Consider the following 21,364-nt stretch of genomic DNA (forward strand, 5'->3'; position numbering starts at 1 on the left):
ACGGAGGAGGCGTCGCCCATGAACGCCAACGGAAACGGCGGGCCGCTCGACGGCGCCGTCATCGCGGTGGCCGGCGCGGCCGGCCCCGCGGGCCGCGCGACCCTGATGCGCCTCGCCGAGGCCGGCGCGACCGTCGTCGGCTCCGACGCCGACCCGGCGCGCCTCGCGGAGGCCGTCGACGCCGCCCGCTACGCCCACGGCGGCGCCCGGGTCATCGGCGACACGGTCGACCTGCTCGACCTGGACGCCACGCGCGACTGGGCCGCGAAGACCGAGAAGGAGTTCGGCCGGATCGACGGCCTGGTCCACCTCGTCGGCGGCTGGCGCGGCAGCGCCTCCTTCACGGAGACCGACCTCAAGGACTGGGACTTCCTGGAGAAGCTCCTCATCCGCACCGTCCAGCACACCTCGCTCGCCTTCCACGACGGGCTGCTGCGCGCCGGCGGACGCGGCCGGTACGCGCTGATCAGCCAGGTCGGCGCGCACAAGCCGCTCGCCAACAACGCCGCGTACAACGCCGGCAAGGCGGCCGCCGAGGCCTGGACCCTCGCCATGGCCGACTCGTTCCGCAAGCTGGGGGGCGACGACGGCCCGCAGGCCGCGGCTGCGATCCTGGTGATCAAGGCGTTGGTGCACGACGCGATGCGCGCCGAACGCCCCAACGCGAAGTTCGCGGGCTTCACCGATGTGAAGGACCTGGCCGACGAGATCGCCGGCCTGTGGAACAGGCCCGCCCAGGAAGTGAATGGACAGCGTCTGTGGCTGACCCCCAAGCCGTGACAGGGGCCCTCGGCCCGCGGACCGACGCGCGTCGTCACCACGACCCGTCGGTCCGGGGCTTCGCCAGCGACAACTACGCCGGCGCCCACCCCGAGGTCCTCGCGGCCCTCGCCCTCGCCAACGAAGGCCACCAGGTCGCCTACGGCGAGGACCAGTACACCGAGCACCTGCAGCGCATCATGCACAGCCACTTCGGTTCCAGCGCCGAGGCCTTCCCGGTCTTCAACGGCACCGGGGCCAACGTGACCGCGCTCCAGGCCCTGACCGACCGCTGGGGCGCCGTGATCTGCGCCGAGTCCGCGCACATCAACGTGGACGAGGGCGGGGCGCCGGAGCGGATGGGCGGCCTCAAGCTGCTCACCGTGCCGACCCCGGACGGCAAGCTCACCCCCGAGCTCATCGACCGGCAGGCCTGGGGCTGGGAGGACGAGCACCGGGCGATGCCGCAGGTCGTGTCGATCACCCAGAACACCGAGCTGGGCACGGTCTACACGGTCGAGGAGATCCGCGCGATCGTCGAGCACGCCCACTCCAAGGGCATGAAGGTCCACCTCGACGGGGCCCGCATAGCCAACGCCGCCGCCTCGCTGGACGTGCCGATGCGCGCGTTCACCAACGCGGTGGGCGTGGACGTGATCTCGTACGGCGGCACGAAGAACGGCATGCTCTTCGGCGAGGCCGTCGTCGTCCTCAACCCGGACGCCGTCAGCCACATGAAGCACCTGCGCAAGCTGTCCATGCAGCTCGCGTCGAAGATGCGCTTCGTGTCGGTCCAGCTGGAGGCGCTCCTCGCCAAGGACCTGTGGCTGCGCAACGCCCGCCACGGCAACGCGATGGCCCAGCGCCTCGCGGCGGGTGTGCGGGCGGTCGACGGGGTGGAGATCCTCTACCCGGTGCAGGCCAACGCGGTCTTCGCGCGGCTCCCGCACGAGGTCAGCAGGCGGCTGCAGGAACGCTTCCGCTTTTACTTCTGGGACGAGGCAGCCGGCGACGTGCGCTGGATGTGCGCCTTCGACACCACGGAGGACGACGTGGACGCGTTCCTCCAGGCGCTGAAGGAAGAGATGGCGCGCCAGTAGCCGTCACTCGCGAGCGCTGCATGAATATACGGCTGGACGGAAAGTCATTGACTTCCGTCCGGCCGTTTCCTTACGCTCTCACCGCATGAAACTCGTGCAGCAGCACCCCGAGATCTCGGCCTACCTGGCGGTCGGCGAGGCCGTCGACCATGACCACCCCCTGGTCGGGGAAGTAGCGGACCGCCTCACCGCCGATCACCCCGACGCATACTCATACGCCGAGGCGTCCTACGCGTACGTACGCGACACCATCCCGCACTCCCAGGACTCCGGCGACCTCCGCGTCACCTGGCGCGCCTCCGACGTCCTGGAACAGCGCACCGGCGTCTGCTACGCCAAGTCCCTGGCGTACGCCGCGCTCCTGCGCGCCCGCGGCATCCCTGCCGCCCTCTGCTACCAGCGGCTCGCGGACGACGACGGCTCGAACCCGGTGATCCACGGGCTCGTGGCCCTGCTGCTGCCCGGGGAGCGGGCATGGGCCCGGCAGGACGTGCGGGGCAACAAGCCGGGCGTCGACGCCCGCTTCTCCCTGACGGAGGAGCGCCTCGCCTGGACCGTGCGGCCGGAGCTCGGCGAGGTGGACTACCCCCTGCTGTACGCCGAACCGCACCCGGCCGTCCTGGGCGCGCTGAAGGCCGCCCCGGACCGGCCGCACCTCTGGCGGACGCTCCCTACGGAGCTGTGAGGCCGCGTACGGCCGTGATCGGCCGGGCGGCTCCGGTGGGCCGGGACGGCCTCTGTCGGCTTGCTCAGCCGGCTTCCTTGACCTGGGCCGGCGTCGGAGCCGTACCGCCGAGGTGCGCGGGCACCCACCACGTGTCGTTCGCGTCCTTCGGACGGACCGGGTAGGCGCGCTGCGCGGCCTCGAGGAGCTCCTGCACGCGCTCGCGCAGCCGCCGCGTGATCGCGCCCGCGTACTGGTCGGCGGGGGCCTCGACGGGCTCGCCGACGCGGATCGTCACCGGGATGTGGCTCCGCTTGAAGTTCCGCGGACGCCCCTTCGTCCACACGCGCTGGGTGCCCCAGAGCGCCATCGGGATCAGCGGGACGCCCGCCTCCTGCGCCAGCCGCGCCGCACCCGTCTTGAAGCTCTTGAGGGTGAAGGACTGGGAGATGGTCGCCTCGGGGAAGACGCCGATGATCTCGCCGGCCCGCAGCGACTCCAGTGCGTGCTTGTAGGCGTGCTCACCCTGCGAGCGGTCGACGGGGATGTGCTTCATGCCGCGCATGAGCGGTCCCGAGACCTTGTGCTTGAAGACCGAGTCCTTCGCCATGAAGCGCACCAGGCGCTTCTGGGGGAGGGCCGCGAGACCGGTGAAGATGAAGTCCAGATAGCTGATGTGATTGCTCACGAGCACCGCCCCGCCCGTGCGGGGGATGTTCTCGGAACCCTGCGTGTCGATCTTCAGGTCGAGCGCCTTGAACAGCGTGAGCGCGGCACCGACGACCGGTCGATAGACGAGTTCTGCCATCGGAGAGGAACCTCTTCTTCGTGTGCCCGGAGCGGGTTCTCCCGGCGAAGTTACGCGGCCGTAGGTTTTCGGCTTTGGGCAGATGGTGCCCCATGTGGGGCCCCGTGACCAGTCCAGGCGGCTTCGTACAGGGAGATTCTCGTCACCCCCGGTGGCCGTGGCGGGAATCGAACGGTCCCGTGCGACGCTGCTGGAGGGGGAGAAGTGACGTAAGGGAAAGGGGAGACGCGTGATCGAGGTCCTGGGGCCGGAGACGCTCGGCGCCGAGCTGGGGGAGCGGGCCACCCTCGTGCAGTTCTCGACCGCCTTCTGCCAGCCCTGCCGCGCCACCCGCCGCACCCTCGCCGAGGTGGCCGCCATGGTGCCGGGCGTCGGACACGTGGAGATCGACGCCGAGGAGCGCCTCGACCTCGTACGGGAGCTGGGCATCGTGCGGACGCCCACCGTCCTCGTCCTCGACCGCGCGGGCCGGGTCGTCCGCCGGGCGGCCGGACAGCCCCGCAGGGCGGACGTCATCGCGGCGCTGGGGCGGGCGGTCTGACGCGGTGACACTTCTCCCACATCCCGGTACGCACTTGACTGCACCCCGCAACGATCGTCACCCTGACGGAGTGCCCCCAGAACTCCTTCTCTACGGCCGGGTCCACGTCGACCTGGCCCGCAACGCGAGCGCGCGCTGTCCGGGTGTCTGACCACCCCAGGACTCCCCTCATGACGCCCTCGCAGAAGGACAATTCCATGACGGTTACGCCGGAACTCCAGCTCAGCACCGCACCCACGATCGGCGCACCCCGGCAGGCCTCTCCCGACCTGCTCCGCTCCGTCTTCCGCCGGCACGCCGCCGGTGTCGCGGTGATCACCGCGCACGGCGAGCGCCCGGTCGGCTTCACCGCGACCTCGCTCAACTCCGTCGCCGCCGAACCCCCGCTGATCTCCTTCGGCGTGGGCACCTCCTCCTCCAGCTGGCCCGTGGTGGCCGAGGCCGAGCACATCGGCGTGCACATACTCGGCGAGCACCAGCAGGAGCTGGCCGCCACCTTCGCGCGCAGCGGCGCCGACCGCTTCGGCGGGGAGACCCGCTGGAGCGTGGGCCCGGAGGGCGTGCCCGTCCTGGACGGCGTACTGGCCTGGCTGGTCTGCCGCGTGGTGGCCCGGGTGCCCGCAGGCGACCATCGGATCGTGATCGCGCAGGCGGTCGCCGGGGACCCGGACGGGGCGGGCCGGCCGCTCCTCTACCACCACGGGCGCTTCAACGCGCTGCGCGACTGAGAGTTCCCGCCCGCGCCCCTCTCCGCGCGTTGTCAAGGTCACATGGCTGAGCGCTTGCTTACTGGTAACGGACTGGGTGTACTGGCGAGTAATATTTCGGTCGGGGCGTCCGGCGCCCCGACCGGAAACCCGCCCTTCAGGCGCCTATGCTGCGAGCAACAAGGCAGCCAAGTTATGACGATGCAGTAGGAGAGCCGGCGTGAGCTTGAGGATCGTTGTCTGTGTGAAGTACGTGCCCGACGCGACCGGAGACCGTAAGTTCGCTGACGACCTGACGGTCGACCGCGACAACGTCGACGGCCTGCTGTCGGAGCTCGACGAGTACGCGGTCGAGCAGGCCCTGCAGATCGCCGAAGAGGCGGACGACGCGGAGGTCACCGTGCTGACGGTCGGCCCCGAGGACGCCAAGGACGCGCTGCGCAAGGCGCTGTCCATGGGCGCCGACAAGGCCGTCCACGTCGAGGACGACGACCTGCACGGCAGCGACGTCATGGCCACCTCCCTCGTGCTCGCCAAGGCGATCGAGAAGACCGGCTACGACGTCGTCATCGCCGGTATGGCCTCCACCGACGGCACCATGGGTGTCCTGCCGGCGATCCTCGCCGAGCGCCTGGGCGTCCCGCAGGTCACGCTGCTCTCCGAGGTCAAGATCGAGGACGGCAAGGTCACCGGCCGCCGCGACGGCGACAGCGCTTCCGAGCAGCTGGAGGCCTCGCTCCCGGCCGTCGTGTCCGTGACGGACCAGTCGGGCGAGGCGCGCTACCCGTCCTTCAAGGGCATCATGGCCGCCAAGAAGAAGCCGGTGGAGTCCCTGGACCTCGACGACCTCGACATCGAGGCCGAGGAGGTCGGCCTGGAGGGTTCCTGGACCCTGGTCGACTCGGCCGCCGAGCGTCCGGCGCGCACCGCGGGCACGATCGTGAAGGACGAGGGCGAGGGCGGCAAGCAGCTCGCCGAGTACCTCGCGAGCCAGAAGTTCATCTAAGGCTCGCGCGAGCCGACCGTCCCGCCCCTTTTCGTTCGCAGGAGACTGAAGTCCCATGGCTGAGATTCTCGTCTACGTCGACCACGTCGACGGTGCCGTCCGCAAGCCCACCCTGGAGCTGCTGACCCTCGCCCGCCGCCTCGGCGAGCCGGTCGCCGTCGCGCTCGGCAACGGCGCCGCCGACACCGCCGCCGCGCTCGCCGAGCACGGCGCCGTGAAGGTCCTCACCGCCGACGCCCCCGAGTTCGCCGAGTACCTCGTCGTCCCGAAGGTCGACGCGCTCCAGGCCGCGTACGACGCGGTCTCCCCGGCCGCCGTGCTCGTCCCGTCCTCCGCCGAGGGCAAGGAGATCGCCGCCCGCCTCGCCGTCCGCATCGGCTCCGGTGTCATCACCGACGCCGTGGACCTGGAGGCCGGTGACGAGGGCCCGGTCGCGACGCAGGCCGCCTTTGCCGCCTCGTTCACCACCAAGTCCCGTGTCTCCAAGGGCACTCCGGTCATCACGGTCAAGCCGAACTCGGCCCCCGTCGAGGCCGCCCCGGCCGCCGGCGCCGTCGAGGCCCTCGCGGTCTCCTTCGGCCCGCTGGCCACCGGCACCAAGGTGACCGCGCGCACCCCGCGCGAGTCGACCGGCCGCCCGGAGCTGACCGAGGCCGCGATCGTGGTCTCCGGTGGCCGCGGCGTCAACGGTGCCGAGAACTTCGGCATCATCGAGGCGCTCGCCGACTCGCTCGGTGCCGCCGTGGGCGCCTCGCGCGCCGCCGTCGACGCCGGCTGGTACCCGCACTCCAACCAGGTCGGCCAGACCGGCAAGTCGGTCTCGCCGCAGCTGTACATCGCCTCCGGCATCTCCGGCGCGATCCAGCACCGCGCGGGCATGCAGACCTCGAAGACCATCGTCGCCATCAACAAGGACGCCGAGGCTCCGATCTTCGACCTCGTCGACTACGGCGTGGTGGGCGACCTCTTCGACGTCGTCCCGCAGCTGACCGCCGAGGTTCAGGCCCGCAAGGGCTGACCTGCGGTTCTGTACGGTCCGGGGGCCGCGTGGCGATTCGTCGCCGCGCGGCCCCCGGCCGTTTCGGACACCCATTGACGTGGGTCCCGACCGACTATTAACTTCGCTATACGGATTGTTGATTCCGTGCAGCGGAAAACAGGAGGGTGTGGGATGGGTCAGCAGGAGAAGGTGTCGACGAGCCTCGCGGGCGCGGTCAGCGAGGGCATCAGCGCCTCCCTGGCGGCGGTGGACGCAGAGCTCGACCGCCGCTACCCGGGAGACCCCGGCACCCGCCAGCCCGTCCACACGGTCTACGTCCCCGGCAACGTCTTCGACGCCGACACCGTCCGCTCCTGGGGCGACCAGGCCCTCGCGGCCCTCGACGAGCATGCCCCGGACGCTGCCTCCTTCGCCGCGGTCCTCGGCCTCGCCGACGACCTCGCCGAGGACGTCTACGGCCGCGTGCGCGCCAAGCTGGAGCGCGAGCCCATCGAGGACCTGCGCGTCGACTTCGAGGACGGCTACGCGGGCGACGACGAGGACCGGGACGCCGCCCGCGCCGCCCGGCTGATCTCGGAGGCGTACCGGAACGGCACGGCCGCCCCGTACATGGGCATCCGGATGAAGTGCATGGAGTCCGCCGTACGCGACCGGGGCATCCGCACCACCGATGTCTTCCTCACCGGTCTCCTGGAGAACGGCGGCCTCCCCGACGGGCTCGTCCTCACCCTCCCGAAGGTGACCTACCCCGAGCAGGTCTCCGCCTTCGTCCGCCTCCTGGAGGCCTTCGAGAAGGCCCACGGCCTGGACGCCGGCCGCCTCGGCTTCGAGATCCAGATCGAGACCAGCCAGTCCATCCTGGCCTCCGACGGCACCGCCGCCGTCGCCCGCATGATCGGCGCCGCCGAGGGCCGCGCCACCGGCCTGCACTACGGCACCTTCGACTACAGCGCCTGCCTCGGCGTCTCCGCCGCCTACCAGGCCAGCGACCACCCCGCCGCCGACCACGCCAAGGCGATCATGCAGGTCGCCGCCGCGGGCACCGGCGTCCGCGTCTCCGACGGCTCCACCAACGTCCTCCCGGTCGGCTCCAAGGAGCACGTCCACGAGGCCTGGCGCCTGCACTACGGGCTGACCCGCCGCGCCCTCGCCCGCGCCTACTACCAGGGCTGGGACATGCACCCCGGCCACATCCCCACCCGCTACGCCGCCGTCTTCGCCTTCTACCGCGAGGGCTTCGAGGCCGCTGCCAAGCGCCTCTCCGCGTACGCCAACCACGCGGGCGGCGACGTCATGGACGAGCCCGCCACCGCCAAGGCGCTCTCCTCGTACCTGCTGCGCGGCATCGACTGCGGCGCCCTCGACACGGCCGAGGTCGACGCCCTCACCGGCATGACCCGTGCCGCGCTCGACCGCTTCGCGGCCCCGCGCCGCGGCGACCTCACGGCCTCGGCCGAGTAGACACGAAGATCAGACAAGGATCTCGATCCGGCCAACTGCCCCGTACCCTGTACGAGTTCGCGCGCGGTGCGCGCACGTGCTCGACAGGGGAACGGGGCAGCGGTGTCATCGGGGGAGAACGAGCGGCTCGCGGGCCGCTACAGAATCGTGCGCAGACTCGGCCGCGGCGGCATGGGGGTCGTCTGGCGCGCCGTCGACGAGGTCCTCGGGCGCGAGGTCGCCGTCAAGGAACTCCGCACGTTCACGGACGCGGCCGCGCCCGAACTGGCCGACCTGCGCCTGCGGATGACGCGCGAGGCACGCGCCGCCGCCCGGGTCCGCCACCCCGGAGTCGTGGCCGTCCACGACGTCACCGAGCACGAGGGCCGGCCCGTCATCGTCATGGAGCTCGTCGACGGGCCCTCCCTCGACGACGTTCTCGGAGAACGCGGCACCCTGGACCCGGTCGAGGCCGCCCGGATCGGCGCCCACGTCCTGGAGGCGCTGGCCGCCGCGCACGACGTCGGCGTGCTCCACCGGGACGTGAAGCCCGGCAACATCCTGCTCGACCGCTCGGGCCGGATCGTCCTCACCGACTTCGGCATCGCGACCATGGAGGATCCGGGCGACGGCTCCGCGACCCACCTCACGCGCAGCGGCGAGATCGTCGGCTCCCTCGACTTCCTCGCCCCCGAGCGGGCGCGCGGGCAGGACCCCGGCCCCGCCTCGGACGTGTGGGCCGTCGGCGCCACCTTGTACGCGGCGGTCGAGGGCGCCTCGCCCTTCCGCCGTACGTCGACCTGGTCGACCCTCGCGGCCATCGTCGGCGAACCCCTCCCGGAGCCCGTGCGTGCCGGGCCCCTCGCCCCGGTCCTGACCCGGCTGCTGGACAAGGACCCCGCCTCACGGCCGGGCGCCCGCGAGGCGGCACGCCTCCTCGGAGCGGTGGCGGTGGAGGTGGCGGAGTCGGGGCCGGTGCCGGTGCCGGAGTCCGTGCCGGAATCGGCGGTGGAGGCACAGGCTGGGTCGGGAGCGGGAGCGGGAGCGGGAGCGGGAGCGGGACCGGGAGCGGGAGCGGGACCGGGAGCGGAGGCCGGGCCGCCCGCCGTGTCGGTCGAGGGCTTCGGCCCGCCGGTGATGCCCGTGGCGCCGCTGATACCGCCCGCACCCGCGATGGCCGCAGGACCCGTGCCGCCGGTGCCCGCCGGGCCCGACACCGTCGGCGCGAGCGGCCGACGGGCCCGCGCGGGGCGGCGTGGTGCGGCGAAGCGACGCCGGGGCAGTGCGCTGATCGCCGCCTCCGTGGCCGCCGTCCTGCTGGCCGGGGGCGGCCTCACGTACCTCCTCATGGAGCACGGCACGACGGAGCAGGTCTCCGACGGGAACCTTGCGGGTGGCGGCCCGGGCGACATCCCGGACGAGGACACCGGCCGCGTACTGGATCCGGGGAGCAGCGGCACGCCCTCCTCCGGCGCGACCGGTGGCACCGGGGCGCCCTCCCTCACGGGATCCGGCGGGGCGAGCCCCTCGGACCGGGAGTCCGGGGAGCCGGGCGACGACCGGGGCCCGGCCACCGACGGCACCGGGCGCGACGGATCGGAACGCGGCTCGGAACCCGGTGACGGGTCCGATACCGGCACGGGCACGAGTACGAGGGATACGACGACGGGGGCGGGTGGCGGCGACGGTTCCGGCTCCGCTTCCGGGGGCGGTTCGGCCACCGGCGGCACGACGGCCGCGAGCTCCCCCGGCAGTGGCACCGCGACGACGGACGCCCCCTCCGAGGGCGGCGCCGGGGCCGGCGGCACGACCGCGCCGGCCACCGAGGCCCCGGCGCCCGCGGGGTGCGAGTCCGCGGGTTCCTCCTCGACCTGCCAGGTCGTGCGGAGCGCGACGACGACCCGCTACGACGGCGGTGAGATGGGGACGGTCGGCGCGGGCCCGCACGTCCTCTACTGCCAGGTCGACCTCGACCGCAGCGAGACGTACGGCGGACGGACCAGCCGGTGGTTCGCCAGGACCGACGACGACAGCGGCAACACCAACGTGTACCTCAGCGTGCTGCACCTCGCGGGCGGTGCGGCGGGTGGTCCCGTGGAGGGGCTGCGGATCTGCTGACAGGGGGACGAGCTGCGGGGCCCCAAGGCCTCAGGCTGCCGGTGCGCGCGGGCCGCAGTGTGCTCTCTCAGGCCGTCGGCGGCGCGATCTCGCCCGAGCCGCGGGCGATGAGCGTCGTGCCGAGCACGACCCGCTCCGGTGCCCCGCCGGCCCCGTCGAGGCGCCGGAAGAGCCGCTCGGCCGCCGTCCGGCCGAGCGCGGCGGCGTCCTGGGCGATGACCGTGATGCCGAGCAGATCGGCCAGTTCGATGTCGTCGAAGCCGACGAGGGCGACCGGGGACGCGTGACCGGCGAGGGTCCGCACCGCCGTCACGGTGACCCGGTTGTTCCCCGCGAACAGCGCCGTCACCGGCTCCGGCGCGGTCAGCATCGCCCGTACGGCCGCGCCCACCCGCTCCGGGTGCGTCGACCCGAGCGAGACCCAGTCGTCCTTGACGGGCAGGCCCGCGTCCTCCATCGCCGCGTGGTAGCCGCGCAGCCGCTCGGCGCCGGTGTGGATGCGGGGACGGTCTCCGATGAAACCGATCCGGCGGTGTCCGTGGGCGATCAGATGGGCCACGCCGGTGCGGGCCCCGCCGAAACTGTCGGAGAGGACGGCGTCGGCGTCGATCCGCCCCGCCGGCCGGTCGACGAAGACCGTGGCGACGCCCGCCCTGATCTCCGGTTCGAGATAGCGGTGGTCGTCGCCGGCGGGGATGACGATGAGGCCGTCGACCCGGCGCGCGCACAGGGCGAGCGCCAACTCCTGCTCCCGGTCCGGGTCCTCGGCGCTGGAGCCGTTGATGAGGAGCGCGCCGTGTGCCCGCGCGACCTCCTCGACGGCGCGGCTGAGCGGCCCGTAGAAGGGGTCGGCGAGATCCTCCAGGACCAGCCCGATGGTGGCCGTCCTGCCCTTGCGCAGGACCCGTGCGCTGTCGTTGCGGCGGAATCCGAGGGCCTCGATGGCCTCCTGGACGCGGCGCTCGGTGTCCGGGGTGACGCCCGGTTCGCCGTTGACGACCCGGGAGACCGTCTTGAGGCCGACACCGGCGCGGGCGGCGACGTCCTTCATCGTGGGCCGGTTGCCGTAGCGGTGATCGGTGCGGCGGGCGATGTCGGCCACGGTGCGGGGGTCCTCCGTCGTGTGGGGGTCCGGTGTCGGTTCCGGGGCGGATTCCGGTTTCGCTTCCGGTTCCGGATCCGTTACCGGTCCGGGATCTCGGTCTCAGGTCGAGCATAGAGCCTGGACAACGTTGTCATACGCCGGGAGACTGGGCAGACTGTACGGATCACCACCGGCCGTTTCCGGCCGCCGACTGGAGGATCCGTGCCCCTGCACCCCGACCCCGCAACCGGCCCCGTCCCCGGTCTCGTCGTCGCACTCGACATCGGCGGCACCAAGATCGCCGGGGCGCTGGTCGACGGCGAGGGGCGACTCCGGGTGCGGGCCCAGCGGCCCACGCCCGCCCGGGAGGACGGCGAGACGGTGATGAAGGCCGTCGAGGCCGTCCTGGAGGAGCTCGCCGCCACGCCGCTGTGGGCGGCGGCGGGAGCCGTCGGCATCGGCAGCGCGGGCCCGGTGGACGCCTCGCGGGGGACCGTGAGCCCGGTGAACGTCCCCGGCTGGCGCGACTTCCCGCTCGTCGAGCGGGTCCGCCGCGCGACGAGCGGACGCCCCGTCACCCTGGTCGGCGACGGGGTGGCCATGACGGCCGCCGAGCACTGGCTCGGCGCCGCCCGCGACCACGACAACGCCCTCTGCCTCGTGGTCTCCACCGGTGTCGGCGGAGGTCTCGTCCTCGACGGCCGGCTCCACCCGGGCCCCACCGGCAACGCCGGTCACCTCGGACACATCTCCGTCGACCTGGACGGCGATCCCTGCGCCTGCGGCGGCCGCGGCTGCGTCGAACGGATCGCCAGCGGCCCGCACATCGCGCGCCGCGCCCTGGAGAACGGCTGGCGGCCGGGGCCGGACGGCGACGCCTCCGCGGCGGCGGTCGCCGCCGCCGCGCGCGCCGGGGACCCGATCGCCGTCGCCTCCTTCGAGCGGGCCGCGCAAGCGCTCGCGGCGGGCATCGCCGCCACGGCGACGCTCGTCGAGATCGACATCGCGGTCGTCGGCGGCGGGGTGGCGGGCGCCGGCGAGGTCCTGTTCGGCCCGCTGCGGCGCAGTCTCGCGACCTACGCGACGCTCTCCTTCGTACGGGACCTGACGGTCGTCCCGGCCGTCACGGGCACCGACGCCGGCCTGCTGGGCGCCGCCGCGGCGGCCGGGAGCGGGGGGACCGGGGCGGCCTGGCCGGGCTCCGGCAGCTGACCACGACGATCCGCCCGGACACGTGCCGGACCTGTGTTCGTGGTTTTCGTGGCAGGGTGTTGCGGGCAATCCACTGGGGGCTACCGAAGAGGGGGAATCGTGATCGTCTGGATCAACGGTACGTTCGGCGCGGGGAAGACCAGTACCGCGCGCGAACTGGTCGATCTGATCCCGCAGAGCACTCTGTTCGACCCCGAGCTCATCGGTGGGGCCATGAGCCGGCTCCTCCCGGCCAAGCGGCTCGCCGAGGTCGAGGACTTCCAGGACCTGCCGATCTGGCGGCGCCTGGTCGTCGACACCGCCGCCGCCCTGCTCGCCGAGGTCGGCGGAGTCCTGATCATCCCCATGACCCTGCTCCGGCAGGAGTACCGGGACGAGATCTTCGGCGGGCTCGCCGCCCGCCGGATCGAGGTGCGGCACATCCTGCTCGCCCCGGAGGAAACGATCCTGCGGCAGCGGATCGACGGCCGGACCGAGCACGGCGAACCCGAGGCCGACGCCCGCGTCCGGCGGTGGTGCCACGGCCACATCCCGCCGTACCGCGCCGCGCTCGACTGGCTCGCCGGCGACGCGTACACCGTCGACACCTCGGCGCTCACCGCGGCCGAGGCCGCCCGGGCCGTCGCCGACGCGGTCCGGGCCGACCTGGCCGCGCCCTGCGGCATCGTCCAGACACCCGAACCGACCGGCGAGACCCTGGCCGCGGGCGTCCTGCTCTTCGACGAGGAGGACCGCTTCCTGCTCGTCGACCCCACGTACAAGCCCGGCTGGGAGTTCCCCGGCGGCGTCGTCGAACCGGGCGAACCGCCGGCCCGCGCCGGAATGCGCGAGGTGGCGGAGGAGGTCGGGCTCGAACTCGACTCCGTACCCCGCCTGCTGCTCGTGGACTGGGAACGGCCCAAGCCCCCGGGATACGGCGGCCTCCGCCTCCTCTTCGACGGCGGCACGCTCCACGCCGCCGACACCGCGCGCCTCCGCCTCCCCGGCGCCGAGCTCCGCGAGTGGCGCTTCGTCACCGAGGAGGAGGCCGCCGACCTGCTCCCACCCGTCCGGTACGACCGCCTCCGCTGGGCGCTGCGCGCCCGCGAACGCGGCACGGTGCTCAACCTGGAGGCGGGGGTCCCGGTGGGCCGGGACGCACCCGAGGAGTCGTTCGTACGGGAGAGCCTCGAAAGCCCCTAAGGGGCTCCGTCGCCCTCGACGTTGGCGACCATCCGGCGCAGGACCTTCAGCGCGGCCACGTACTCCTCGTCGCTGATGCCCGCGTGCACCTCGGCCCGCAGTTCGGTCACCAGCTCGCGGAGCCGCACGCGGGCGGCCTCGCCGGCGTCGGTCAGGTGCAGGCGCAGTGCGTCGTCCGCCCGGAGCCAGCCGCGGTGCAGCAACCGGTCGACGACGCGCGCGATCTCGTGCGGCCCGTCCGCGAGGGGCGTCAGCTGGCTGACGACCTCCTCACGGCTCGGTGCCGAGGGCCCGCCGTTCACGCGGTTGAGCACCCAGTACTGCGGCTGCGTGACGTCGATCCGGGCCATGGCGTCCCGCAGGTGCCGGGTGACGGCGTCATGGGCGAGGCCGCTCCAGTAGCCGATGGGCTGGGTGGCGAGCGCTTCGTCGACGGCGGACGGGTCGGCGGGCGCTTGGTCGGTCCTGGAAGGGGCACCGGACTTCATGGCCGTCATGCTGCCGCCTGCTCGGCCGCGGCGGCGAGTCGGGCCGCCGTGTCCGTGGTCACAGGGGCCCCGTGGCCGCAGCAGAGCACCGAGGGGGCCAGCTTCGCCAGCCGGCGCATCGAGTCCAGGGCGAGGGCTCGGTCGGCGTGGAAGACGCCGAACATCACGTCCGGCACGGACGCCACCGTGTCCCCGGCGAACAGCACGCCGTGGCGCGGGAGATGGACCGCGAGGGAGCCCGGCGTGTGGCCGGGGGCGTGGACGACCACCGCACCGTCGCCGAAGCCGAGGTCCTCACCGTCCTCGACCTCCCGGTCCACCCGGGTCGGCGGTGCCTCCGGCACGGTCATCCCGTGCTCGAACAGCGGGCGCTCCCAGTCGAGCAGGTCCGGCGCGGGGAGCGGGGCGTCGCCCCGGATGATCGGGGCGTCCAGGCGGTGGGCGATGATCTCGGCGCCGTGACGGTCGGCCAACTCCTGGGCCGCGCCCACGTGGTCCTTGTGACAGTGGGTCAGGACGATCCGCCGCAGGCGGTCGGGATCGAGGCCGGCCGCCCGGATCGCCTCCGCGACCGCGTCCGCCGAGCCCGCCCACCCCGCGTCGACGAGGGTCAGCTCCTCTTCGTCCTGCCAGAGGTAGGCCTGGCCGATGGTGAAGTCGAGGAGGTGCAACCGTGAGGTGATCGGGGTGAGTTCCATGCCACGAACCTACGCAGCGCCGTAGGCCCGTGACATGGTTGTCCGCTGTCGGCGAGCTTCGCCGAACGCTGAATCAGAGCCCGTCGGCTCCGCAGGTCAGGTCGTCAGTTCTGCTTCGACCCGGCGTAGTTGAGGAGGAAGTGCGCCTCGGCGACCGAGAGCCGCTCCAACTCCTCGGGCGAGACCGACTCGTTGGGCGCGTGGATCTGCGCCTCCGGCTCGCTCAGACCGATCAGCAGGATCTCCGCCTCCGGGTAGAGCGAGGCCAGCGTGTTGCACAGCGGGATCGAGCCGCCCATGCCCGCCGTCTGCATCTCCTGACCGGGGTACGCGATCCTCATCGCCTCGGCCATCGACGCGTACGCCGGGCTCGACGTGTCCGCCTGGAAGGCCTGGCCCTGGCCGACCTGCTCCAGGGTCACCCGGGCGTTCCACGGCGTGTGCTTCTCGATGTGCGCGAAGAGCAGCTTCGTCGCCTCGACCGCGTCCTGGCCGGGCGGCACCCGCAGGCTGATCTGGGCGCGGGCCGACGCGGGGATCGACGGGGTCGCCCCGGCCACCGGGTGGCAGTCGATGCCGATGACGGTCACGGCCGGGCGCGCCCAGATCCGGTCCGCGACGGTGCCGGCGCCCGGCAGGGCCACGCCCGAGAGGACCTTGGCGTCCTGGCGGAAGTCCTCCTCCGGGTACTGGAGGCCGTCCCACGCCTTGTCGCCCGGGAGGCCGTCGATGACGGTGGAACCGTCGGGGCCGCGCAGCGAGTCGAGGACGCGGATCAACGCGGCCAGCGCGTCCGGCGCGGCGCCGCCGAACTGACCCGAGTGCAGATTGCCCTCCAGGGTGTCGATCTGGACCCGGATCATCGTCATGCCGCGCAGGGTCGCGGTCACCGTGGGCAGGCCCACGCGGAAGTTGCCCGCGTCGCCGATGACGATCGTGTCGGCGGTCAGCACCTCGGGGTGCTGCTCCGCGTAACGCTCCAGACCGCCGGTGCCCTGCTCCTCCGAACCCTCGACGATCACCTTGACCGTCACCGGCACGCCGCCGTTCGCCTTCAGGGCGCGCAGCGCGAGCAGGTGCAGGATGAAGCCGCCCTTGCAGTCGGCCGTACCGCGTCCGTACCAGCGGCCGTCCCGCTCGGTCAGCTCGAACGGCGGGGTGAGCCAGGCGGACTCGTCCAGCTTCGGCTGCACGTCGTAGTGCGCGTAGAGGAGGACGGTCGGCGCTCCGGCCGGGCCGGGCAGGATGCCGTACACGGCCTGCGAGCCGTCGGGCGTGTCGAGCAGCGCCACGTCCTGGAAGTCCTCGGCGCGCAGCGCGTCCGCGACCCAGTTCGCCGCCCCCTCGCACTCGCTGCGGGGCGCCACGGCCTCGTCCGCCACCGACTCGAATGCCACGAGCTCCGTGAGCTCGGCCTTCGCCCGGGGCATCAGGGACCTGACGGTCTCGGCGATCGGATTCGCGGTCATGGGCACGCTCCTGGTGGGTGCGACGTTACGACGTAGGGGAGGGCGTTCGCCGTATGTCGTGGTACGGCGAACGCACCGTAGATCCTACGGCGCGGGGCTCCGGCTACCGAGCCGTAGGATGCGTCGAGAGCAGACCACCGGTCGGATCAGGAGCAGAAGCACATCGTGAGCAGCGAGCACGCAGAGAACGCCGGTCCCGAGAACGCCGCCAACGCTGACGACGCCGCCGTATATGACGACGCCGCCGACGCTGCCGCCGACGACATCGCCACCGCAGCCGACATCGATGCGGACACCTCCGTCGGCACCGGTGCGGACGAGGGGGTGGAGGTCTGGGACGTGGTCGTGGTCGGCGCGGGTCCGGCCGGCGCGTCCGCGGCCTACGCGGCGGCGGTCGCGGGCCGCCGGGTCCTGCTCCTGGAGAAGTCGGAGCTGCCCCGGTACAAGACCTGTGGCGGCGGCATCATCGGCCCCTCCCGGGACTCCCTCCCGCCCGGCTTCGAACTGCCCCTCCAGGACCGGGTGAACGCCGTCACCTTCTCCCTCGACGGCCGCTTCGCCCGCACCCGCCGCTCGCGCCGGATGCTCTTCGGGCTCATCAACCGGCCCGAGTTCGACGCCCAGCTCGTCGAGCACGCGCAGAAGGCCGGCGCCGAGCTGCGGACCGGCGCCTCGGTGATCCGGGTGGAGCAGCACGGCCCGTCCGTCCCGGACCGGCGGACGGTCGCCGTCGTCCTGGCCGACGGCGAGACCGTCCTCGCGCGCGCGGTCGTCGGCGCCGACGGCAGTGCCAGCCGCATAGGAGCGCACGTGGGGGTGAAGCTCGGTCAGGTGGACCTCGGTCTGGAGGCGGAGATCCCCGTGCCGCCGTCCGTGGCCGAGGACTGGAAGGGCCGCGTCCTCATCGACTGGGGTCCGATGCCCGGCAGTTACGGCTGGGTCTTCCCCAAGGGCGACACGCTGACCGTCGGCGTCATCTCGGCGCGCGGCGAGGGCGCCGCCACCAAGCGGTACATGGAGGACTTCGTCGCCCGGCTCGGCCTCGCCGGCTTCGAGCCCACGATCTCCTCCGGGCACCTGACGCGCTGCCGCACCGACGACTCGCCGCTCTCCCGCGGCCGGGTCCTCGTCTGCGGCGACGCGGCCGGTCTCCTGGAGCCGTGGACGCGCGAGGGCATCTCGTACGCGCTCCGCTCGGGACGGCTCGCGGGGGAGTGGGCGGTTCGGGTCGCGGAGGCGAACGACGCGGTCGACGCCCGGCGGCAGGCCCTGAACTACGCGTTCGCCATCAAGGCCGGTCTCGGTGTGGAGATGGCGGTCGGACGGCGGATGCTCGCGCTCTTCGAGCGGCGCCCGGGGCTGCTGCACGCCACGATCACGGGCTTCCGCCCCGCCTGGAACGCCTTCGCCGACATCACCCGTGGCTCGGCCACCCTCGGCGGCATGGTCCGCTCGAACGGCATGGCACGGCGGGCGCTGGAGATCCTGGACAAGCGGATGGACACGTCGTCCGGCGTGGGCCCCGCCGGCCGGGGCGTCACCGCGCGCGAGCGCGCGGAGGCGGAGTCCGAGACGGAGCCGGGGACCGAGCCGGGGACGGGGACCGACCGCGAGGTGGGCGGCCACGGGACCGCGGCGGCTTCGGAGGCCGCGGAGCAGCTCTGACGGATCGCCACCGGCGCCGTCCTCGGCGCCGTGGGTGCCATAGGTGCTGCCACGGGTGCCATCGGCGTCATCGACGCGTACGGGCTCCGCTGCCCCGGCCGTTTCACACGGCCGGGTGGGCGGGGCCCGTCGTCGTGATGCGGAAGACGGGGTGCTTGGGCGCGATGGCGCGGAGTTCCTCGTCGGAGGAGTCGGGGCCGACCCCGCCGAAGAAGACGCCGACCTCGGCCTTCCAGCGCTTGAGGTAGGCGCGGAGCAGCGCGGGCTTGTCGTCGTCGGCCAGCTCGACGGCGGTGAACGTCTTGGCGTGCTTGCCGAGGTGCAGCTCTCCGCCGCCGGCGGCGCGCATGTTGTGGGTCCACTGGACGTGGCCGCGCGGGGCGACCAGGTACTGGGCGCCGTCCACCGTCAGGAGATTGACGGGGGTGCGGCGCCATTCGCCGCTCTTGCGGCCGCGGACCGCGAGGACGCGGGAGCCCCAGACGCTGATGCCCCGGCGGGTCATCCACGCGACGGCGCGGTTGAGGACGTTGACCGTGAACCAGCCGGGCTTCATGACGTGGGCGGCGGGCTGAGCGGACATGGGGTTCCTCCTGTGGAACTGTGGGCGCAAAGCGTGAGCAGTGCTCTCGCTTGTCTCCAGTCTGCACGGATCAGCGCTCTCATGCAAGAGCAGTGCTCTCGTTTCAGGTCGGTGCTCTGGAAATGGCACACTGCTCCCCATGACAACCGTTAGAGGAGCCCGCGCCCGCGCACGCGTAGAGATCACCGCCGCCATCAAGGCCGAGGCCCGCACCCAGCTCGCCGCCGAGGGCGCCGCGAAACTGTCGCTGCGCGCCGTCGCCCGCGAGTTGGGCATGGTGTCCTCCGCGCTCTACCGGTACTTCCCCAGCCGCGACGACCTGCTGACCGCCCTCATCGTCGACGCGTACGACGCCGTCGGAGCCGCCGCCGAGGGCGCGGCCACCGAGACCGCGGGGCGGCGTCCGCTCGACCGCTGGACCGCCGTCTGCCGGGCCGTCCGCGCCTGGGCCGTCGAGCACCCGCACGAGTACGCCCTGATCTATGGTTCCCCCGTCCCCGGCTACACCGCACCCCAGGACACCAACGCCCCCGCCGCCCGCGTCGGCCTCGTCCTGGTCGGAATCGCCCGCGAGGCCCACGAGGGCGAGGGCATCGCCCTCCCCCCGCTCCCGGACCCCCTCCGCCCCGAGGCCGTCCGCATCACCGCCGACATGGCCCCCGACCTGCCCCCGGCGCTCGTCGTCGCCCTCGTGGCGGCCTGGTCGCAGCTCTTCGGCCTGGTCTCCTTCGAGGTCTTCGGCCAGTTCCACCGCCTCGTCGAGGACCGCGACGTCTTCTTCACGCACGCCGCCCGCCGCCTGGGCCAGGACGTGGGCCTCCTTCCACGAGGCTGAGCTCCTCCCTCTCCCACCGCCCTACTCCGGCGGGAGTACGGGCGACCACCCCGCCCGGGTGACGTCCTCGCGGGGCGGACGCGGCTAGCGTGGCCGGCATGGACGAGGAACGGACCGCCGCGCGCGGTGTCGGAGGCCCGGACCGGGCGCCCTGGGGGTGGTGGGCGAGGGAGCGGGCCGCGGGCGTGCTGCCGTGGCGGTCGACGCTGGTGATCGCCGTACTCGTCATGGCGGGGACCGGCTTCGCCGCGCGGAACCAGCCCGACCGGGAGGCGCTCGACGTCCTCGGGCGGGCCCTGCTGCTCCTCGGGGCGGCGCCGCTGGTGCTCCGTCACCGCAGGCCCGTCCCCGTGGTGTTCGCCGTCGCGGCCGTCACCCTCGGCTACCTGGCGGCCGGATACCCGTACGGTCCGGTCTTCGTCCCGGTCGCCGTCGCCTGCTTCGCCGCCGTCGTCCACGGGCACCGGACGGCCGCCTGGTGGGCCCTCGGCCTGCTCTGGCTGGGCCATCTGCTGCTCTCGCACTGGCTCTACCGATGGCTGCCCCCGGCCGGCGACGGCCCCGCCCCCTGGGGCCAGGAGCTGCCCGCGGCTGCCTTCGCCGTCGCCGTACTCGCCGCCTCCGAGCTCGTACGGGTGCGGCGCGAGCAGTGGGCGCAGCAGCGGGCCGAGCGGGCCGCCGCAGAGCGGCGCCGCGCCGACGAGGAGCGGCTCCGCATCGCCCGCGAACTCCACGACGTGCTCGCCCACTCGATCTCCGTGATCAACGTGCAGGCGGGGGTCGGACTCGCCCTGCTCGACGCCGACCCCGAGCAGGCCCGCACCGCGCTGACCACCATCAAGGCGGCCAGCAAGGAGGCTCTCGGCGAGGTGCGCCAGGTCCTCGACACCCTCCGTACCCCCGGCGACGCCCCGCGCGCCCCGGCCCCCGGACTCGGCCGCCTCCCCGAACTCGTCGAGCAGGCCGCCGCCGCGGGCCTGACCGTCACGGTCACCGCGAGCGGCCCGCCCGCCGCCGCCCTGCCGCCCGGCGCCGATCTGGCCGCCTTCCGCATCGTGCAGGAGGCGCTCACCAACGTGGTCCGGCACTCCGGCTCCCGTACCGCCCGGGTGGAGATCGCGCACGGGCCCGCCCGCCTCGACCTCCGCGTCGACGACGACGGCCCCGCCACCGGCACCGAGGCGGGCGGCAGCGGCAACGGCCTCGCCGGAATGCGGGAGCGGGCCGCCGCCCTCGGTGGCACGATCGAGGCGGGCGTCCGGCCCGACGGCGGCTTCCGCGTACACGCCGTCCTCCCGCTCGGTCCGCTCGACCCGCCCAGTCCCGAGGAGAGTCCGTGATCCGTGTGCTGCTCGCCGACGACCAGTCGCTGGTCCGCGCGGGATTCAGGGCACTGCTCGACGCCCAGCCGGACATCGAGGTGGCGGGGGAGGCCGCGGACGGCGCCGAGGCGGTGGAGCGGGTGCGGTCGCTGCGCCCCGACGTCGTCCTCATGGACATCCGGATGCCGCGGCTCGACGGCCTCGACGCCACCCGGCGCATCACGGACGACCCGGACCTCGCCGAGGTCCGGGTCGTCATGCTGACCACCTTCGAACTCGACGAGTACGTCTTCGAGGCGATCCGTGCCGGTGCCTCCGGCTTCCTGGTGAAGGACACGGAACCGGAGGAGCTGCTGCGGGCGGTGCGGGCCGTCGTCCACGGGGACGCGCTGCTCTCCCCGGGGGTGACCCGCCGGCTGATCGAGGAGTTCGCGGCCCGCTCCAAGGCTCCGGCGGCAACGGCCTCGCTCGGCGCGCTGACCGACCGGGAGCGGGAGGTGATGGCCCTCGTCGGGATCGGCCTCTCGAACGAGGAGATCGCCCGCCGGCTGGTCGTCAGCCCGCTCACCGCCAAGACGCACGTGAGCCGCGCGATGGTGAAACTGGGCGCCCGGGACCGCGCCCAACTGGTCGTCCTCGCTTACGAGTCGGGGTTGGTGCGCCCAGGCTGGCTGGGCTGACCG

21 protein-coding genes are annotated in these 21,364 nt (G+C 73.2%); 15 read left to right on the forward strand and 6 right to left on the reverse strand.

What is annotated here, in order from left to right; translation table 11 throughout:
* The first annotated feature begins 18 nt into the window (after positions 1 to 18).
* The 3 genes from ASC82_RS05770 to ASC82_RS05780 all read left to right on the forward strand — a co-directional run bounded on the left by ASC82_RS05770 (position 19) and on the right by ASC82_RS05780 (position 2,544).
* On the forward strand, positions 19 to 780 hold the full coding sequence (locus ASC82_RS05770; RefSeq protein ID WP_056643305.1) for an SDR family oxidoreductase: 762 nt from the start codon (positions 19 to 21) through the stop codon (positions 778 to 780).
* Positions 777 to 1,859: a low specificity L-threonine aldolase gene (locus ASC82_RS05775; RefSeq protein ID WP_056642491.1), complete on the forward strand. Its 1,083-nt coding sequence runs from the start codon at positions 777 to 779 to the stop codon at positions 1,857 to 1,859. Before ASC82_RS05770 ends, ASC82_RS05775 begins: the two co-directional genes overlap by 4 nt.
* A gap of 85 nt (positions 1,860 to 1,944) precedes the next feature.
* A complete protein-coding gene (locus ASC82_RS05780) occupies positions 1,945 to 2,544 on the forward strand; it encodes a transglutaminase family protein (RefSeq protein WP_056642495.1) in 600 nt (199 codons plus the stop codon).
* Positions 2,545 to 2,608: 64 nt separating this feature from the next.
* Here ASC82_RS05780 and ASC82_RS05785 read toward each other — a convergent pair whose 3' ends face one another.
* A complete protein-coding gene (locus ASC82_RS05785) occupies positions 2,609 to 3,331 on the reverse strand; it encodes a lysophospholipid acyltransferase family protein (protein ID WP_056642497.1) in 723 nt (240 codons plus the stop codon).
* Between the two features lie 229 nt (positions 3,332 to 3,560).
* Between ASC82_RS05785 and ASC82_RS05790 the strand changes: the two genes are divergently transcribed.
* From ASC82_RS05790 to ASC82_RS05815, 6 genes are all read left to right on the forward strand, one after another.
* The gene (locus ASC82_RS05790; protein WP_056642500.1) at positions 3,561 to 3,872 is read left to right on the forward strand and encodes a thioredoxin family protein; all 312 of its coding nucleotides are present in this window, start codon (positions 3,561 to 3,563) and stop codon (positions 3,870 to 3,872) included.
* A gap of 197 nt (positions 3,873 to 4,069) precedes the next feature.
* Positions 4,070 to 4,600 (forward strand): flavin reductase family protein, encoded by a 531-nt coding sequence (locus ASC82_RS05795; protein WP_056643308.1) that lies wholly within the window; start codon positions 4,070 to 4,072, stop codon positions 4,598 to 4,600.
* A gap of 199 nt (positions 4,601 to 4,799) precedes the next feature.
* A complete protein-coding gene (locus ASC82_RS05800) occupies positions 4,800 to 5,585 on the forward strand; it encodes an electron transfer flavoprotein subunit beta/FixA family protein (protein ID WP_079039071.1) in 786 nt (261 codons plus the stop codon).
* Positions 5,586 to 5,640: 55 nt separating this feature from the next.
* On the forward strand, positions 5,641 to 6,603 hold the full coding sequence (locus ASC82_RS05805; protein ID WP_024761386.1) for an electron transfer flavoprotein subunit alpha/FixB family protein: 963 nt from the start codon (positions 5,641 to 5,643) through the stop codon (positions 6,601 to 6,603).
* Between the two features lie 153 nt (positions 6,604 to 6,756).
* Entirely contained in the window at positions 6,757 to 8,046 is a 1,290-nt protein-coding gene (locus ASC82_RS05810) for an aldolase/citrate lyase family protein (protein ID WP_056642508.1), read from the forward strand.
* 102 nt (positions 8,047 to 8,148) lie between these two features.
* Positions 8,149 to 10,143 (forward strand): serine/threonine-protein kinase, encoded by a 1,995-nt coding sequence (locus ASC82_RS05815; RefSeq protein WP_056642510.1) that lies wholly within the window; start codon positions 8,149 to 8,151, stop codon positions 10,141 to 10,143.
* A 67-nt stretch (positions 10,144 to 10,210) separates the two neighbouring features.
* Here the strand turns inward: ASC82_RS05815 and ASC82_RS05820 are convergent, their stop codons facing one another.
* Positions 10,211 to 11,194: a LacI family DNA-binding transcriptional regulator gene (locus ASC82_RS05820; RefSeq protein ID WP_242427596.1), complete on the reverse strand. Its 984-nt coding sequence runs from the start codon at positions 11,192 to 11,194 to the stop codon at positions 10,211 to 10,213.
* Between the two features lie 255 nt (positions 11,195 to 11,449).
* Here ASC82_RS05820 and ASC82_RS05825 point away from each other — a divergent pair, with 255 nt between their 5' ends.
* Together ASC82_RS05825 and ASC82_RS05830 are read left to right on the forward strand one after the other, a co-directional pair.
* Entirely contained in the window at positions 11,450 to 12,439 is a 990-nt protein-coding gene (locus ASC82_RS05825) for an ROK family protein (protein ID WP_242427562.1), read from the forward strand.
* A 99-nt stretch (positions 12,440 to 12,538) separates the two neighbouring features.
* The gene (locus ASC82_RS05830; RefSeq protein ID WP_056642515.1) at positions 12,539 to 13,621 is read left to right on the forward strand and encodes an NUDIX hydrolase; all 1,083 of its coding nucleotides are present in this window, start codon (positions 12,539 to 12,541) and stop codon (positions 13,619 to 13,621) included.
* Here ASC82_RS05830 and ASC82_RS05835 read toward each other — a convergent pair.
* From ASC82_RS05835 to ASC82_RS05845, 3 genes are all read right to left on the reverse strand, one after another.
* The gene (locus ASC82_RS05835) at positions 13,618 to 14,109 is read right to left on the reverse strand and encodes a MarR family winged helix-turn-helix transcriptional regulator (RefSeq protein WP_056642519.1); all 492 of its coding nucleotides are present in this window, start codon (positions 14,107 to 14,109) and stop codon (positions 13,618 to 13,620) included. The genes ASC82_RS05830 and ASC82_RS05835 overlap by 4 nt on opposite strands.
* A gap of 5 nt (positions 14,110 to 14,114) precedes the next feature.
* Positions 14,115 to 14,807 (reverse strand): MBL fold metallo-hydrolase, encoded by a 693-nt coding sequence (locus tag ASC82_RS05840; protein ID WP_056642522.1) that lies wholly within the window; start codon positions 14,805 to 14,807, stop codon positions 14,115 to 14,117.
* A 104-nt stretch (positions 14,808 to 14,911) separates the two neighbouring features.
* Positions 14,912 to 16,276, reverse strand: a complete 1,365-nt coding sequence (locus ASC82_RS05845; protein ID WP_056642525.1) for a dipeptidase — start codon at positions 16,274 to 16,276, stop codon at positions 14,912 to 14,914.
* A gap of 282 nt (positions 16,277 to 16,558) precedes the next feature.
* Between ASC82_RS05845 and ASC82_RS05850 the strand changes: the two genes are divergently transcribed.
* Complete coding sequence (locus ASC82_RS05850; RefSeq protein ID WP_079039119.1) at positions 16,559 to 17,941, forward strand: geranylgeranyl reductase family protein; 1,383 nt, start codon at positions 16,559 to 16,561, stop codon at positions 17,939 to 17,941.
* Between the two features lie 103 nt (positions 17,942 to 18,044).
* On the opposite strand, the gene ASC82_RS05855 is transcribed toward ASC82_RS05850, so the two are convergent.
* On the reverse strand, positions 18,045 to 18,524 hold the full coding sequence (locus ASC82_RS05855; protein WP_056642528.1) for a nitroreductase family deazaflavin-dependent oxidoreductase: 480 nt from the start codon (positions 18,522 to 18,524) through the stop codon (positions 18,045 to 18,047).
* A 139-nt stretch (positions 18,525 to 18,663) separates the two neighbouring features.
* On the opposite strand from ASC82_RS05855, the gene ASC82_RS05860 reads away from it, so the two are divergent.
* From ASC82_RS05860 to ASC82_RS05870, 3 genes are all read left to right on the forward strand, one after another.
* Positions 18,664 to 19,359 carry a TetR/AcrR family transcriptional regulator gene (locus ASC82_RS05860; RefSeq protein ID WP_056642530.1) on the forward strand — a complete coding sequence of 232 codons (696 nt, stop codon included), beginning with the start codon at positions 18,664 to 18,666 and terminating at the stop codon, positions 19,357 to 19,359.
* Positions 19,360 to 19,457: 98 nt separating this feature from the next.
* Positions 19,458 to 20,699: a sensor histidine kinase gene (locus ASC82_RS05865; protein ID WP_056643315.1), complete on the forward strand. Its 1,242-nt coding sequence runs from the start codon at positions 19,458 to 19,460 to the stop codon at positions 20,697 to 20,699.
* Positions 20,696 to 21,361, forward strand: a complete 666-nt coding sequence (locus tag ASC82_RS05870; protein ID WP_056642533.1) for a response regulator transcription factor — start codon at positions 20,696 to 20,698, stop codon at positions 21,359 to 21,361. The genes ASC82_RS05865 and ASC82_RS05870 overlap by 4 nt, the downstream gene beginning before the upstream one ends.
* The last annotated feature ends 3 nt before the right edge of the window (positions 21,362 to 21,364 follow it).

It is taken from the genome of Streptomyces sp. Root431 (assembly GCF_001426585.1).
In the GTDB taxonomy this organism is placed as follows: domain Bacteria; phylum Actinomycetota; class Actinomycetes; order Streptomycetales; family Streptomycetaceae; genus Streptomyces; species Streptomyces stackebrandtii.

Coding starts and splice junctions, on each gene's coding strand:
- ASC82_RS05770 (WP_056643305.1), top strand. CDS start 19: ATGAACGCCAACGGAAACGGCGGGCCGCTCGACGGCGCCGTCATCGCG.
- ASC82_RS05780 (WP_056642495.1), top strand. CDS start 1,945: ATGAAACTCGTGCAGCAGCACCCCGAGATCTCGGCCTACCTGGCGGTC.
- ASC82_RS05785 (WP_056642497.1), bottom strand. CDS start 3,331: ATGGCAGAACTCGTCTATCGACCGGTCGTCGGTGCCGCGCTCACGCTG.
- ASC82_RS05795 (WP_056643308.1), top strand. CDS start 4,070: ATGACGGTTACGCCGGAACTCCAGCTCAGCACCGCACCCACGATCGGC.
- ASC82_RS05805 (WP_024761386.1), top strand. CDS start 5,641: ATGGCTGAGATTCTCGTCTACGTCGACCACGTCGACGGTGCCGTCCGC.
- ASC82_RS05810 (WP_056642508.1), top strand. CDS start 6,757: ATGGGTCAGCAGGAGAAGGTGTCGACGAGCCTCGCGGGCGCGGTCAGC.
- ASC82_RS05820 (WP_242427596.1), bottom strand. CDS start 11,194: ATGAAGGACGTCGCCGCCCGCGCCGGTGTCGGCCTCAAGACGGTCTCC.
- ASC82_RS05835 (WP_056642519.1), bottom strand. CDS start 14,109: ATGAAGTCCGGTGCCCCTTCCAGGACCGACCAAGCGCCCGCCGACCCG.
- ASC82_RS05840 (WP_056642522.1), bottom strand. CDS start 14,807: ATGGAACTCACCCCGATCACCTCACGGTTGCACCTCCTCGACTTCACC.
- ASC82_RS05845 (WP_056642525.1), bottom strand. CDS start 16,276: ATGACCGCGAATCCGATCGCCGAGACCGTCAGGTCCCTGATGCCCCGG.
- ASC82_RS05855 (WP_056642528.1), bottom strand. CDS start 18,524: ATGTCCGCTCAGCCCGCCGCCCACGTCATGAAGCCCGGCTGGTTCACG.
- ASC82_RS05860 (WP_056642530.1), top strand. CDS start 18,664: ATGACAACCGTTAGAGGAGCCCGCGCCCGCGCACGCGTAGAGATCACC.
- ASC82_RS05865 (WP_056643315.1), top strand. CDS start 19,458: ATGGACGAGGAACGGACCGCCGCGCGCGGTGTCGGAGGCCCGGACCGG.